General features: G+C 42.3%; 17 protein-coding genes. All 17 read left to right on the top strand.

Annotation, left to right across the window (positions count from 1 at the left end; translation table 11 throughout):
• The first annotated feature begins 7 nt into the window (after positions 1–7).
• Entirely contained in the window at positions 8–241 is a 234-nt protein-coding gene (locus tag QSJ37_RS05755) for an acyl carrier protein (RefSeq protein WP_003251806.1), read from the top strand.
• 149 nt (positions 242–390) lie between these two features.
• Positions 391–1,131 (top strand): ribonuclease III, encoded by a 741-nt coding sequence (rnc, locus tag QSJ37_RS05750; RefSeq protein ID WP_285754294.1) that lies wholly within the window; start codon positions 391–393, stop codon positions 1,129–1,131.
• Positions 1,132–1,223: 92 nt separating this feature from the next.
• Positions 1,224–4,787: a chromosome segregation protein SMC gene (gene smc / locus QSJ37_RS05745; RefSeq protein WP_285754293.1), complete on the top strand. Its 3,564-nt coding sequence runs from the start codon at positions 1,224–1,226 to the stop codon at positions 4,785–4,787.
• A gap of 21 nt (positions 4,788–4,808) precedes the next feature.
• Positions 4,809–5,798: a signal recognition particle-docking protein FtsY gene (ftsY, locus tag QSJ37_RS05740; protein WP_285754292.1), complete on the top strand. Its 990-nt coding sequence runs from the start codon at positions 4,809–4,811 to the stop codon at positions 5,796–5,798.
• A gap of 161 nt (positions 5,799–5,959) precedes the next feature.
• Entirely contained in the window at positions 5,960–6,292 is a 333-nt protein-coding gene (locus QSJ37_RS05735) for a putative DNA-binding protein (RefSeq protein WP_062753422.1), read from the top strand.
• 17 nt (positions 6,293–6,309) lie between these two features.
• Positions 6,310–7,650 carry a signal recognition particle protein gene (gene ffh, locus QSJ37_RS05730; protein WP_285754291.1) on the top strand — a complete coding sequence of 447 codons (1,341 nt, stop codon included), beginning with the start codon at positions 6,310–6,312 and terminating at the stop codon, positions 7,648–7,650.
• A gap of 94 nt (positions 7,651–7,744) precedes the next feature.
• Positions 7,745–8,017: a 30S ribosomal protein S16 gene (gene rpsP, locus QSJ37_RS05725; RefSeq protein ID WP_015863421.1), complete on the top strand. Its 273-nt coding sequence runs from the start codon at positions 7,745–7,747 to the stop codon at positions 8,015–8,017.
• Between the two features lie 14 nt (positions 8,018–8,031).
• Complete coding sequence (locus QSJ37_RS05720) at positions 8,032–8,268, top strand: KH domain-containing protein (RefSeq protein ID WP_041269849.1); 237 nt, start codon at positions 8,032–8,034, stop codon at positions 8,266–8,268.
• Positions 8,269–8,320: 52 nt separating this feature from the next.
• Positions 8,321–8,707 carry a YlqD family protein gene (locus tag QSJ37_RS05715; RefSeq protein WP_285754290.1) on the top strand — a complete coding sequence of 129 codons (387 nt, stop codon included), beginning with the start codon at positions 8,321–8,323 and terminating at the stop codon, positions 8,705–8,707.
• Between the two features lie 14 nt (positions 8,708–8,721).
• Complete coding sequence (gene rimM, locus QSJ37_RS05710) at positions 8,722–9,240, top strand: ribosome maturation factor RimM (RefSeq protein WP_285754289.1); 519 nt, start codon at positions 8,722–8,724, stop codon at positions 9,238–9,240.
• Positions 9,240–9,974 carry a tRNA (guanosine(37)-N1)-methyltransferase TrmD gene (gene trmD, locus QSJ37_RS05705; RefSeq protein WP_171698685.1) on the top strand — a complete coding sequence of 245 codons (735 nt, stop codon included), beginning with the start codon at positions 9,240–9,242 and terminating at the stop codon, positions 9,972–9,974. The genes rimM and trmD overlap by 1 nt, the downstream gene beginning before the upstream one ends.
• Before the next feature lie 137 nt (positions 9,975–10,111).
• The gene (gene rplS, locus QSJ37_RS05700) at positions 10,112–10,459 is read left to right on the top strand and encodes a 50S ribosomal protein L19 (protein WP_285754767.1); all 348 of its coding nucleotides are present in this window, start codon (positions 10,112–10,114) and stop codon (positions 10,457–10,459) included.
• Between the two features lie 102 nt (positions 10,460–10,561).
• The gene (lepB, locus tag QSJ37_RS05695) at positions 10,562–11,113 is read left to right on the top strand and encodes a signal peptidase I (RefSeq protein WP_285754766.1); all 552 of its coding nucleotides are present in this window, start codon (positions 10,562–10,564) and stop codon (positions 11,111–11,113) included.
• Positions 11,114–11,126: 13 nt separating this feature from the next.
• Entirely contained in the window at positions 11,127–11,978 is an 852-nt protein-coding gene (gene ylqF, locus QSJ37_RS05690; protein ID WP_483313579.1) for a ribosome biogenesis GTPase YlqF, read from the top strand.
• An 82-nt stretch (positions 11,979–12,060) separates the two neighbouring features.
• Positions 12,061–12,894, top strand: coding sequence for a ribonuclease HII (locus QSJ37_RS05685; RefSeq protein ID WP_285754287.1), 834 nt, complete (start codon positions 12,061–12,063; stop codon positions 12,892–12,894).
• Positions 12,851–14,425, top strand: a complete 1,575-nt coding sequence (locus tag QSJ37_RS05680; protein WP_285754286.1) for a hypothetical protein — start codon at positions 12,851–12,853, stop codon at positions 14,423–14,425. Before QSJ37_RS05685 ends, QSJ37_RS05680 begins: the two co-directional genes overlap by 44 nt.
• Positions 14,422–14,718: an EscU/YscU/HrcU family type III secretion system export apparatus switch protein gene (locus QSJ37_RS05675; RefSeq protein ID WP_285754285.1), complete on the top strand. Its 297-nt coding sequence runs from the start codon at positions 14,422–14,424 to the stop codon at positions 14,716–14,718. Before QSJ37_RS05680 ends, QSJ37_RS05675 begins: the two co-directional genes overlap by 4 nt.
• Positions 14,719–14,754: the final 36 nt, after the last annotated feature.

The raw sequence follows: 14,754 nt of genomic DNA, 5'->3' as shown, positions 1-14,754 counted from the left end.
GAATGTGATGGCAGACGTATTAGAGCGTGTTACGAAAATTATCGTCGACCGCTTGGGTGTCGAAGAATCCCAAGTTACATTGGATGCTTCTTTCAAAGATGATCTAGGGGCAGACTCTCTAGATATCGTAGAGCTTGTGATGGAATTAGAAGATGAATTTAATATGGAAATTTCTGATGAAGAGGCTGAAAAAATTGTCACAGTAGGAGATGCTGTGAACTACATAAAAAGCCACATGTAATATCGTATAGAAAAGTCCCGTTACAAAAGCGGGGCTTTCTATGCTTTTTATCGGTGTAACGTACGGATGAACGGATATAATAAGGAAGGATAAAGCATTGCTTTTTCTATATATATTTTTGCGTGGAATGAAGTCGGAGGGCCTTATGTATGTCGAAACAAAAAGATAAAGAACGAATAAATGAAAAAAGGCGAGCGAAATTTAAGGAACTGCAAAAAAAAATCGGCATTTTTTTTACGAATGAAAAACTTCTCATTCAGGCTTTTACCCATTCATCGTATGTGAATGAGCATCGGAGACGACCGCATGAAGATAATGAACGGCTCGAGTTTTTAGGTGACGCGGTGCTTGAGCTTACCGTTTCGCAATATTTGTTTAAAAAATTTCCGCATATGAGTGAAGGAGAATTAACAAAACTGCGCGCGGCCATTGTATGTGAACCATCGCTTGTCAAGTTTGCCAACGCCTTATCATTCGGCGAACTCGTGCTTTTAGGAAAAGGGGAGGAATTGACAGGGGGGAGAACAAGGCCAGCGCTGTTGGCTGATGTATTCGAAGCGTTCATTGGTGCGCTATATTTAGACCAAGGAATGGATGCGGTCATGCAATTTTTGGGACAAACGATTTTCCCAAAAATTGATGAAGGTGCTTTTTCTCATGTGATGGATTTTAAAAGCCAATTGCAAGAACTCGTTCAACGCGATGGCATTGGTGTGCTTGAATATAGCATTTTAGAAGAAAAAGGACCGGCACATAATAAAGAATTTGTCTCTCGCGTTTCGCTAAATGGACAGGCACTTGGCATTGGGGTTGGAAAGTCAAAAAAAGAAGCAGAACAACATGCAGCGCAAATGGCATTGCAAAAGTTAAAAACAATAGGGAAAGAATAAGGGGCTGGCTCTCCAAATATAGTCAGCCCTTCTTTCGGTTATTTATGTTATAGTGATGGTACAAACATAGGAAGATTGTGAGGCGGGTACGAATGTTCCTCAAACGGTTGGATATTATCGGGTTTAAATCATTTGCTGATCGAGTATCCATTGAATTTGTTCCCGGGGTGACGGCGGTTGTTGGCCCAAACGGAAGCGGAAAAAGCAATATAACCGATGCGATTCGCTGGGTGCTTGGCGAGCAGTCGGCAAAGTCATTGCGCGGCGCAAAAATGGAAGATATTATTTTCGCTGGAAGTGATTCCCGTAAACCGCTGAATGTGGCAGAAGTGACGATCACTCTTGACAATGAAGATCAATTTTTGCCGCTGGATTATCAAGAAGTCAGCATTACGCGGCGTGTTTATCGCTCAGGAGAAAGTGAATTTTTCATTAATAAACAACCGTGCCGTTTAAAAGATATTGTGGATTTATTGATGGATTCCGGGTTAGGAAAAGAAGCCTTTTCCATCATTGGACAGGGACGCGTCGAGGAAATTTTAAGCAGCAAGCCGGAAGAAAGGCGGACCATTTTTGAAGAGGCAGCCGGTGTGTTAAAGTATAAAATCCGCAAGAAAAAAGCGGAAAATAAGCTTGCGGAAACGCAAGAAAACTTGCACCGTGTCAGCGATATTTTACATGAACTAGAACAGCAACTAGGGCCGCTGAAAATGCAAGCATCCATCGCGAAAGATTATTTAGAAAAGCGCGATGAACTCGAAAGATTTGAAGTAGCACTGATGGTGCATGACATTGAACAATTGCATCAGCAATGGACATCGCTAAAGCAACTGCTTGCCCGGCACCAAAACGAAGAGATACAGCTATCTGCAGCATTGCAAAAAGAGGAAGCGGAAATCGAACAGCTTCGCGATCATATTACGGCGCTTGATGAGTCGATTGACGGCCTGCAGCAAGTATTGCTCGTTGCGAGCGAAGAATTGGAAAAGCTCGAAGGGAAAAAAGAAGTATTAAAAGAGCGAAAGAAAAATGCCGCTCAATATAAAAAGCAGCTCGAAGATACAATTTCATCTCTTTCCGAAAAAAAGGAACGCCTCGAGCTAACGTTAAAGCATGAGAAAGAACAGCTTGCACAGTTAAAGAAGACCGTTTCTACTATTCAAGCGGAACTAAAAGAGAAACAAGCGTCTCTTTCAGCCTATGACGCAAACGTCGAAGAGAAAATCGAGCAGTTAAAAAGCGATTATATTGAACTAGTTCATGAACAAGCTTCGCTAAAAAATGAACGTTCCCATTTGCAAACACTGCTAGAAAAATTACAAGCAAAACAAATAGCGCTTGCCGAAGAAAACCGCAAATATTTAGACGAGCGCAAATATCTCGAAGAGCAATACGCAAAACTAGACCAAAAGCGTCAACAAATGGAGAAAACGCTGCAAGAAAAGGAAACGCTCTTGCAGCAAAAAACAAACGAAGTTGCGGCGATGAAAGCCGATTTGGAAAAGAAAGAATCCATGCTTTATCAAGCGTACCAATATTTGCAACAAACGAAATCGCGCAAAGAAATGCTTGAAGAAATGCAGCAAGACTATGCAGGCTTTTTCCAAGGTGTAAAAGAAATATTAAAAGCACGTGCACAGTTTCCGGGCATTCATGGGGCCATCGTTGAATTGATTCAAGTGCCTGACCGTTATGAAACGGCGATGGAAATCGCTCTCGGCGGCGCGATGCAGCATATCGTTGTAGAAAATGAGGAAGTAGCGCGAAAAGCGATCCATTACTTAAAAGCGCATGCTTACGGACGTGCCACTTTTTTGCCGATGAATGTCATGCAGCCGAAAACGATTTCTTCCGAACAACTTGCCCTTATTAAAGACCATCCGGCGTTTGTCGGAATTGCAAGCGAGCTCATTCATTATGACAGCGCCTATCGTTCCGTCATTGCCAATTTGCTTGGAAATGTGATTATCACAACCGATTTAAAAGGAGCGAATGAACTAGCGCGCTTGCTTCATTATCGTTACCGTCTTGTAACGCTCGATGGAGATGTCGTTAGTCCGGGCGGTGCGATGACTGGCGGCGGAATCGCGAAAAAAGCGAATTCTCTTTTAAGCAGAAACCGTGAATTAGAAACGATTACGGCAAAGCTGCATGAAATGGAGCAAAAAACAGAACAGCTTGAACGTTTTGTACAAACGAAGAAGAAAATGATTCATCAAGAGGAAGCGGCATCGCTTGCATTGCGAAAGCAAATAGAGGAGGAGCGTTTTGCGCTTCAAGAAGTAAAAAGCGAATTGCGCGAAGTACAATTGCAGGAAAAAAATATGAATGAACGTCTTGCTCTCTACGACCATGAAAAAGCCAATGATGAACAAGAAGCAAAACAGATGACAGAAAAGCTTGCTGTGATTGAACAACAGCTTTGCGACTTAGAAGGAAAATTGAAGGAAATCGATCGGACGATTGAAACGCTTCAAGCGCAAAAACAAACAGAGCAGACATCAAAAGAAGCGCTGCAAACAGCGATGACGGAACAAAAAATCGCTCTAGCCGAAACACAGCAGCGTCTAAAAAATGTTCAAGAAAAAGTAGAACAGCTCCATAACGAGCTAGCAGATACAGAAAAACAGCTGCAGGCGTCCAAACAGGAACTTGCCTTTCTGATCAAAGAGATGAATTCGAGCCATTTTGGAGAAGAAGAATTAGAGAAAATGCGGCAAAAAAAATCACAAGATAAACAAAAAACGATTGAACTGATCGCCAGCCGCCGTGAACAGCGTTTGCAATATCAGACGAAGCTCGAGCATTTGGAACGGGAATGGAAAGAGAAAAAACGCCAGCATAAACAACTTGCGGATATTGTAAAAGACGAAGAAGTCAAGCTTAACCGCCTTGATGTGGAGTTGGAAAATTTATTAAACCGTCTTCGCGAAGAATATATGCTTTCGTTTGAGGCGGCAAAAGAAGCGTATCCGTTAACGGTGGACGTTCAAGAAGCGCGCAAACGAGTAAAGCTTATTAAACGGGCAATCGATGAGCTCGGAACGGTGAACTTAGGCGCAATTGATGAATACGAACGGGTATCAGAGCGTTATCAATTTTTAACAGAACAAAAAGCGGATCTTCAGCAAGCAAAAGAAACGCTCCATCAAGTCATTGACGAGATGGACCAAGAAATGAAAAAACGATTTTTATCAACGTTTGAACATATTCGTTCCCACTTCGGCAACGTGTTTCGCCAGCTGTTCGGCGGAGGAAACGCTGATTTGCGCCTGACGAATCCGAACGATTTGCTCGAAACAGGCATCGAAATCGTCGCACAGCCGCCAGGAAAGAAATTACAAAATTTAAGCTTGCTTTCCGGCGGGGAGCGTGCGCTAACGGCGATTGCTCTATTGTTCTCCATTTTAAAGGTGCGCCCTGTTCCGTTTTGTGTGCTTGATGAGGTGGAAGCAGCGCTGGATGAAGCGAACGTGCATCGCTACGCCCAATATTTAAAACAATTCAGCGACCAAACACAATTTATTGTCATTACCCATCGAAAAGGAACGATGGAAGAAGCGGACGTGCTGTATGGCGTCACGATGCAGGAATCTGGCGTATCGAAACTCGTTTCCGTCCGTTTAGAAGATTCGAAACAACTTGTAAAGTCATAATGTAGAAAGGATGGCGTCGATATGAGTTTTTTCAAAAAGTTAAAAGAAAAAATTACAAAACAAGCGGATTCGGTTACGGAAAAGTTTAAGCAAGGCCTTTCGAAAACGCGTGATTCATTCGCTGGCCGCGTCAACGATTTAATCGCCCGCTATCGGAAAGTCGATGAAGAATTTTTTGAAGAACTCGAAGAAATTTTGATTAGTGCGGATGTTGGTGTGAATACCGTTATGGAGCTGGTTGATGAACTGAAAATGGAAGTGAAACGCCGCAATATTCAAGATCCGAAAGAAATGAAGGCGGTCATTTCCGAAAAGCTTGTTGAGATTTACCGCGGCGATGATGACGCGAAAGCCGAATTAAATATCCAAGAAAATGGCTTAACCGTTATCTTGTTTGTCGGTGTCAATGGGGTCGGCAAAACGACGACGATCGGCAAGCTTGCCCATAAACTGAAGTCGGAAGGAAAAACGGTGATGCTCGCGGCAGGTGATACATTCCGTGCCGGAGCGATTGAGCAACTTGAAGTCTGGGGAGAGCGCGTCGGTGCGGAAGTCATTAAACAATCGGCAGGTTCTGATCCAGCAGCCGTGATATATGATGCGATCCAAGCGGCAAAAGCGCGCCATGTTGATGTGCTTTTATGCGATACAGCTGGGCGCTTGCAAAACAAAGTGAATTTAATGAAAGAGCTTGAAAAAGTTAAACGCGTCATTGAACGGGAAATTCCAGGAGCGCCGCATGAAGTGCTGCTTGTACTTGATGCGACAACCGGGCAAAACGCGATGAGCCAAGCGAAAATTTTTAAAGAAGTAACTAACGTCACCGGCATCGTGTTGACGAAGCTCGACGGCACGGCCAAAGGCGGGATCGTGCTTGCGATCCGCAATGAGCTTCATATTCCGGTGAAATTCGTTGGGCTTGGCGAAAAAATGGATGATTTGCAGCCGTTTGATCCGGAACAATATGTATATGGTTTGTTTGCGGATTTATTTGATGAAAAAAATGAGTAACATATCGGGAATAAATGACAGGGCTGGCTCGAGACATCATGATTAGGGGTCTTTTTGAGCCAGCTCTTTTTTTGTAAAGATAAAATCTTGACATGTATAATAAAAAAAGATACACTAATCATCTGTAAAGGTGTTTCACTTAACAAAAAAGGGGGAGTTTCATGCTCGAAAAAACGACGAGAATGAATTATTTGTATGACTTTTATCAAGCGCTGCTGACGCCAAAACAGCGCAGCTATATGTCGCTTTACTATTTAGACGATTACTCCCTCGGTGAAATTGCCCAGCAGTATGAAGTCAGCCGTCAGGCTGTTTATGATAATATAAAGCGAACCGAAGCGATGCTAGAAGAATATGAAAAAAAATTATCGCTCTTTCAGAAGTTTCAAAAACGAAAACAGCTGATGAACCAACTAAAAGATTATGTTTTACAAAAATATGGAGAGGACAAACAACTTTTCGATATGATTAAAGAACTAGAAGAATTAGAATGATAAGGAGGTGAAAACAGATGGCGTTTGAAGGATTATCCGAACGTTTGCAAAACGTGATGAACAAAATCCGCGGCAAAGGAAAAGTAACGGAAGCGGATGTTAAGGAAATGATGCGTGAAGTTCGCCTTGCTCTTCTTGAAGCGGACGTCAACTTTAAAGTTGTCAAAGACTTTGTCAAGCGGGTCAGCGAACGCGCGGTTGGGCAGGAAGTGTTAAAAAGCTTAACGCCGGGACAGCAAGTCATTAAAGTCGTCAAAGAAGAGCTGACCGAACTGATGGGCGGCGAACAAAGCAAAATTGCGGTTGCCAGCCGTCCGCCGACCGTCATTATGATGGTTGGATTGCAAGGTGCCGGAAAAACGACGACGACGGGGAAATTAGCGAACTTGCTGCGGAAACGATATAATCGCAAACCACTGTTAGTCGCGGCGGACATTTATCGTCCAGCGGCGATTAAACAGCTTGAAACGCTTGGAAAACAACTGAATATGCCCGTTTTTTCCTTGGGCGATCAAGTCAGCCCTGTGGAAATTGCCAAACAAGCCATCGAAAAAGCAAAAGAAGAGCATTACGACTATGTGCTCATCGACACGGCCGGACGTCTCCATATTGACGAAACATTGATGGATGAATTAAAGCAAATGAAAGAAGTAGCGAAGCCAGATGAAATTTTCCTCGTTGTCGATGCGATGACGGGGCAAGATGCAGTAAATGTCGCGCAAAGCTTTCATGAACAGCTTGGCATCACCGGCGTTATTTTAACGAAGCTTGACGGCGACACGCGCGGCGGGGCGGCGCTTTCGATTCGAGCGGTTACGAACACCCCGATTAAATTCGTCGGAATGGGTGAAAAGCTCGACGCGCTCGAGCCGTTTCATCCGGAGCGCATGGCTTCGCGCATTCTAGGAATGGGTGATGTGCTTACACTTATTGAAAAAGCGCAGGCCGCTGTCGATGAAGAAAAAGCCAAAGAGCTCGAACAAAAAATGCGCACTGCTACGTTTACACTTGAAGATTTCTTAGAGCAGCTTGGGCAGGTGCGTAAACTCGGCCCCCTTGATGAAATTTTAAAAATGCTTCCGGGTGCGAATAAAATAAAAGGGTTGAACAACTTACAAATTGATGAAAAACAAATTAGCCGCGTTGAAGCGATTATTCGCTCGATGACGAAAGAAGAAAAAATGCATCCGGAAATTATTAATGGAAGCCGGAAAAAGCGGATTGCAAAAGGAAGCGGTACATCCGTGCAAGAGGTAAACCGGCTTTTAAAACAGTTTGAAGAAATGAAAAAGATGATGAAAATGATGACAAATATGCCAAAAGGAAAGAAAAGAGGGTTTAAATTCCCGTTTATGTAGGGAATGATGTGTTAAGAAAAAAAACTTTACAAACTACGTAATTATTGTTAATATACTATCTTGTGTGAACTATTTACGGAGGTGCTAAAATAACATGGCAGTAAGAATTCGTTTAAAACGCATGGGCGCGAAGAAAAAACCTTTCTATCGTATCGTTGTTGCGGACTCTCGTTCTCCGCGTGACGGACGTTTCATCGAAACAATTGGTACGTATAATCCGATTACAGAACCAGCGGAAATCAAAATCGACGAGGAACTTGCGCTTAAATGGCTGCAAAACGGCGCAAAACCGTCGGATACGGTCCGCAACCTTTTATCCAAACAAGGCATTTTAGAGAAGTTTCATAACTTAAAATACGGCAAATAATGTCTGTGGTGTACATGAAACAATTAATTGAAACGATCGTACAAGCGCTTGTCGATCATCCCGAAGAGGTTTTCGTGACAAACATCGAGGATGAACGGACAATCATTTATGAGGTGTCAGTGCACGAAGAAGATATCGGCAAAGTGATTGGAAAGCAAGGTCGTACGATTCATGCGATTCGCACGGTCGTGTACGCTGCAGCAGTAAAGCAGCCAAAACGTGTGATCGTGCAAGTAAAAGAAAAAGGGTGAGGGTGATTTTCCTCTCCCTTTTTCTATATTCATTTCCGTTAGGAGTGACATTATGAAAATTATTCAAACGATAGAAGTGCGGCAAATCGTAACGGAAAAGAGCAAACAAGCGCTTCGTGAGGCATTTTTAACCCAAAAACAACAACTCATGCGGGAATGTGATCAGCTTCGTTTCGAACAGAAACGGCTTGAAAAAACAGGAAAATATTCTTCTTCCCTTCTAAAGCAGCACTTTGCAAAAGAAATGGATGCAAGGATGGAAAAGATCAAACTTCTTGATTTTCAGTTGGAACAATTACATATCCTACCGTTAGGAAGCGAATTAAAAGAGCGGGAAGTACAAGCGCTCATTGACGTAGAGGTCGGTGACAAGTGGGAAAATGTCATTTCCAAACGTGCCATTATTATTGAAGATGGAATCGTCAAAGAAATTCGATAGAAGGGGTGAATGGAATGGAAAAGTGGTTTAATGTCGGAAAAATTGTGAATACGCATGGGATTCGTGGCGAAGTACGTGTTATTTCCCGCACTGATTTTCCAGAGGAACGTTATAAAAAAGGAAATACGTTATATATTTTTATGGAGAAATCGAAAGAACCAGTCGCAGTAATCGTCAAAAGCCATCGTGTTCATAAATCATTTGATTTGCTTGCGTTTGAAGGATATGACAACATTAATCTTGTAGAGAAGTTTAAAGGGGCGATGTTGAAGGTGCCGGAGAGCCAGCTTGGCGAGTTAGATGAAGGAGAATATTATTTCCATGAAATTATTGGCTGTACGGTCGTTACAGAAGAAGGGGAAACGATCGGAACCGTGAAAGAAATTTTAACTCCGGGCGCCAACGATGTATGGGTGGTAAAACGGAATAACGGAAAAGAAGTGCTTATTCCGTATATAGAAGACGTTGTAAAAAATGTCGATGTAGAAACGAAAACCATTACCATTCGCCCAATGGAAGGGCTGCTCGAATGATGAGAATCGATATATTAACGTTATTTCCGAACATGTTTACTGGAGTTTTTAATGAGTCGATTTTGAAAAAGGCACAAGAGAAAAAGGCGGTTTCGCTTAATGTGATCAATTTTCGCGATTTCGCGGATAACAAGCATAAAACAGTGGATGATTATCCATACGGCGGCGGAGCGGGAATGGTGTTAAAGCCGCAGCCGATTTTTGACGCAGTTGCCCATGTGACAAAGCATTCCGAACATCCACGCATCATTTTGCTTTGCCCGCAAGGTGAACGCTACACGCAAAAAAAAGCGGAAGAGCTGGCGAAAGAGGACCATTTAGTGCTTATTTGCGGCCATTACGAAGGCTATGATGAACGAATTCGCGAATATTTAGTGACCGATGAAATCTCGATTGGGGATTATGTATTAACAGGCGGGGAATTAGGAGCAATGGTGATCGTCGATAGCGTTGTCCGGCTGCTTCCGGGTGTGCTTGGCAACGAAGCTTCCCCTGTTCATGACTCGTTTAGTTCCGGCTTGCTCGAACACCCACATTACACGCGTCCTGCCGATTTCCGCGGCATGAAAGTTCCAGAAGTACTTTTGTCGGGAAATCATCGCCTCATCGAAGAATGGCGTGAAAAACAATCGTTAAAACGAACGTTTTTGCGCCGACCGGATTTACTAGAAAATTATCCATTAACAGAAAAGCAAAAACGATGGATCGAAGAGTGGAAAAAAGAAGAGCGGTAACTATTGCGCATGATGCAAGTTTATGCTAGTATATTCTTTGTGTGACTTAAGTGATTTGCTTAAGTGAGGAAAACGATGTTCCGCTGCAATGATGGATAAGCATTGTCATGAACATCTGTTGGAAGGAGTGGAAAATGATGCATCATTTAATCCAAGAAATTACGAAAGAGCAATTGCGGACAGATTTACCAGATTTCCGTCCTGGTGACACGGTGCGCGTTCATGTGAAAGTCATCGAAGGAAACCGTGAACGTATCCAAGTGTTTGAAGGCGTTGTAATTAAACGCCGCGGTGCTGGTATTAGCGAAACATTCACCGTCCGCAAAGTATCTTACGGTGTTGGTGTAGAGCGTACTTTCCCAGTGCATACACCGAAAATCGCGAAGTTAGAAGTTGTTCGCCGCGGTAAAGTGCGCCGTGCGAAATTGTATTATTTACGTCAACTTCGTGGTAAAGCAGCACGCATTAAAGAAATCGTTCAATAATGAACATTATGAATGGAGAAAAAGGAGCTTGATTGCAAGCTCCTTTTTTCACTACCCGTAATTGTGTCATAATAGATAAAAAATCATTTAGGTGGGAGAATGATGGAAAAGAAAAGAAGTGAACTACGGGAATGGTTAAAAGCGATTGTGATTGCCGTTTTGCTCGCGGGCGGCATTCGTTATTTTATTTTCGCGCCGATTATTGTTGACGGGCTATCGATGATGCCGACTCTTCATAATCATGATCGGATGATTGTCAACAAACTTTCTTATAAAATCGGCACACCGCAGCGATTCGACATTATTGTCTTTCATGCCGAAGAAGGAAAAGACTATATTAAGCGGGTGATCGGTTTGCCGGGCGACCATATTGAATATAAAAACGACACGTTATATGTAAACGGCAAACCGTACGACGAACCGTACTTGGACGAATATAAAAAACAAGTAGTGGATGGTCCGCTGACCGAACCGTTTACTTTAGAGGAACTTACCGGCCGAAAAACAGTGCCAAAAGGCTATTTGTTCGTTATGGGGGACAATCGCCGTTTTAGTAAAGATAGCCGTCACATTGGATTTATACCAATGGATAAAGTTGTCGGAAAAGCCAATATTGTGTATTGGCCGCTTTCTGATGCACGCGTTGTGAAATAATAAGCAATAGGTGATGCATATGACGATTCAATGGTTTCCAGGCCATATGGCGAAGGCAAAACGTGAAGTGCAAGAAAAACTGAAACTAATCGATATCGTTTTTGAATTGCTCGATGCACGTATTCCTATGTCGTCAAGAAATCCGATGATTAATGAAATTCTCGGCAATAAACCGCGCATCGTTTTATTAAACAAAGCAGATATGGCAGATAAGGCGATTACACAACAATGGATTGCTTATTTTAAGCAACAGCAGTTGCGCGCGTTAGCGATCGATGCACAAACTGGCACAGGGATCAAACAAATTGTGGCAGCGTCGAAAGAGATGTTGAAAGACAAATTTGCTAAAATGGCGGCGAAAGGAATAAAAAATCCTCGACCGATGCGCGCGCTCATTGTTGGAATTCCGAATGTCGGAAAATCTACGCTAATTAATCGTCTTGCTGGAAGGAATATTGCAAAAACAGGGGATAAACCGGGAGTCACGAAAGCGCAACAATGGATTAAAGTCGGCAAAGAAATGGAGCTTCTTGATACACCAGGTATTTTATGGCCGAAATTTGAGGATGAGGAAGTTGGTCTGAAGCTTGCCACAACCGGGGCCATTAAAGATACGATTTTAAATTTGCAAGATGTTGCTGTATATGCGTTAAATTTTTTAAAACAGCATTATCCAGAACGATTAAAAGAGCGGTATTCTCTTGATGATATTCCTGAAGAAATTGTGGCATTGTTTGATGCAATTGGCAAACGGCGCGGCTGTCTTGTCAGCGGAGGTGCCGTTGACTATGATAAAGTATCCGAAATTGTGCTTCACGATATTCGTACGGAAAAATTAGGAAGATTGAGTTTTGAAACTCCATAAAAGCCCGCTAAATGAATCGGGCTTTATTTTTTTGTTGCAATGCCGATAAAATGTATAGAGAAAGAAGAGAGGGACAGGAGAAATGAATAAATATACTGTAAAAGAAATACAAACTCTATTACAGCAAATCGATGATGAGAATGCTCCCTTGTTTAAAGAGATTGTTCAAGATGAGCGAAAAAGCGTACAAAAGCTCGTTGCTCGCTGGTATAAACAGAAAAAACAAGAAGAACAAGCAAAAAGACAATGGCAGGAAATGTCGCGCTATGAGCGGCAGTTGTTTGAACAAGGAATCGAGTATATAGCCGGCATCGATGAAGCGGGACGAGGGCCGCTTGCTGGTCCAGTTGTTGCCGCGGCCGTCATGCTGCCGAAAGATGCGTACATTCCGGGATTAAATGACTCGAAAAAGCTATCGGAAGCAAAGCGGGAAAAGTTATTTCATATGATTCAATCATGTGCGATTTCGATTGGCATTGGCGTCGTCACAGCTGCGGAAATTGATGAAATGAACATCTATGAAGCAACAAAAAAAGCGATGATCAAAGCGGTCGAGCAGCTTTCACCGAAACCGGATTATTTATTAATTGATGCAATGACACTGCCTATATCAACACCGCAACAAAGCATTGTAAAAGGAGATGCAAATAGCGTTTCGATTGCAGCTAGTTCCATCATTGCAAAAGTGACGCGTGACCATTTTATGAAACAGCTCGCAAAGCAATATCCACAATATGGATTTGAAAAAAATATGGGATATGGCACTGCCCAGCATTTAGAAGCGATTCGCATGTACGGTACCATTGATGAACACCGTCGTTCTTTTTCTCCGATTAAAGAAATGATAGAAATGAAGAAAGAAGGAAAGGAATATGATCAAACGCATCGACAAAGCATTGCCGGTTTTTCCAGCTAGCGATGCAACGCGCGGCCGCTTTCGCCATGGACAAGTTGTCTATGGAAAAATTGAGAGCATACAAGGAGAAGCTGAAAAGATCGCTCATGTGCGCGTCGGGGATGAAATTGTAACTGCAAGATTACGCGCTTCTTTACAAGCGGGAAATTATTATTTATTCGAAGTAAAAGCCGAAAATGACAATATATATTGGAAAATAATAGATGGAGAGAGAGGGCTCTCTTTCAACATCGATGAAGCGGCGCAGCATCTTATTCAAAAATGGAAATTGCCGCGTGATGCGCATTCTTTTCTTCGCTTTGTATTACAAGAAAAAATACCAGTTGCGAAAGAAGAAATGAGTAAAATCGCTCAATGGACAGAGCAATTAGAAGATACGGAACAAGGGTGGGAAACGCTTCGTTATATGTTTGCCCATCGTCTTCCGGTGACGAAAGAAGTTTTCTTTTCATTGCTTGCGGTAAAAACCAATCCCCCGCTTTTTCAGCAGCTGCAATATACGGAAAAACTGCTGGCGTCTTTGCCAACGGAACAGCAAAAAGATTCATTGCAAGCGTTGCGTCGCTATTTACAGCACATTACAACCGATCGAAAAAACGCCTATGACATTCTTTCCAATTTACTTCAATCATTACAACAACCTGAACAAAAGATCGCGCAGCGATTATTGAACAAGTTAGGTTTACCGTTACACAACATAGATTCTGATCAATTAAAAAAATTCCAAACTGCCATTAGGAATGGCGACTTCCACGAAATAGAGCAGCATTTACAGCTGTTATTTCCAGGATTTGAAGAGCAGCAATTTCTTAAACATTTTCAAACGCTTTATGCATCCTATGAGAACGGTTTTCTCTCCAATGAGGAACAACAGCTTTTTTCTGCTATTTTAACAAGATCGGATGATGATATTGCTTTATCGATTTTTCAACTATTAAAAAAGTCGTTTCAGAAGCTTGGGCTTCAGTATGAAGCAAATATACGCCGAGCGCTGGAAACAAAAACGCTTGCCATGACGACGCTAACGTCTTTAAAATCCCTTCTTTTGCAGGCGTTAGAAAACGCACATGAACCGGTATTGAAAGAAACGTTACAGACGCTTCTTTATCATATTACCGGTCAGCAACTATTATCCCAAGGCGAAGGACCGTTGCAACATGTATTTATGCAAATTCCGATTCAGATTGGAGAACAACGGACGGATGTAGCGATTCATTGGCAAGGAAAAAGACAAAAAAATGGGAAAATCGACCCAGACTATTGCCATATCGTTTTTTGCTTATTTCTCGAAAAATTAAAAGAAACGGTCGTCGACGTGCGCGTGCAACAACGTATTGTTCACATTTCCATTTTCAATGATCATCCTCATTTACTCCGCATTGCTAATGAGTTTCAGCCTATGCTGAAAGAACGTCTAGAGGCGCATGGATATACGTTATCCGCTTTGAAAATCGAAACGTCTAAACAAAAGAAAATGCCCATTGATATCGTATTTCAACAACGTTATAACGGGGTGGATTACCGTATATGAAAAACAAAGAAAAACAAGCGGTGGCCCTTTCCTATGATTCGAATGTACATGAAGCTCCGGTAGTGGTTGCCAAAGGAAAAGGGCATGTAGCGGAAGCGATCATCGATGCCGCAAAACAACACGGGATTCCTATACAAGAAGATCCGTCTCTCGTCCAATTATTGAGTGAACTGGAAATAAGCGAAACAATCCCTGAAGATTTGTACTATCTTGTTGCTGAATTGTTTGCGTTTATTTATCGTTTAGACAAACATGTAAAAAAAAGAATAGATCCCCTTGTATCAAGGGATTGAAGGGGTTTTCCCTTTTGAAATTTTTTAATTTTGTGT

Source organism: Parageobacillus sp. G301 (assembly GCF_030268025.1).
In the GTDB taxonomy this organism is placed as follows: domain Bacteria; phylum Bacillota; class Bacilli; order Bacillales; family Anoxybacillaceae; genus Parageobacillus_B; species Parageobacillus_B toebii.
The sequence above is the reverse complement of the archived record's forward strand: the minus strand, read 5'-3'. Positions and strand labels throughout refer to the sequence as shown.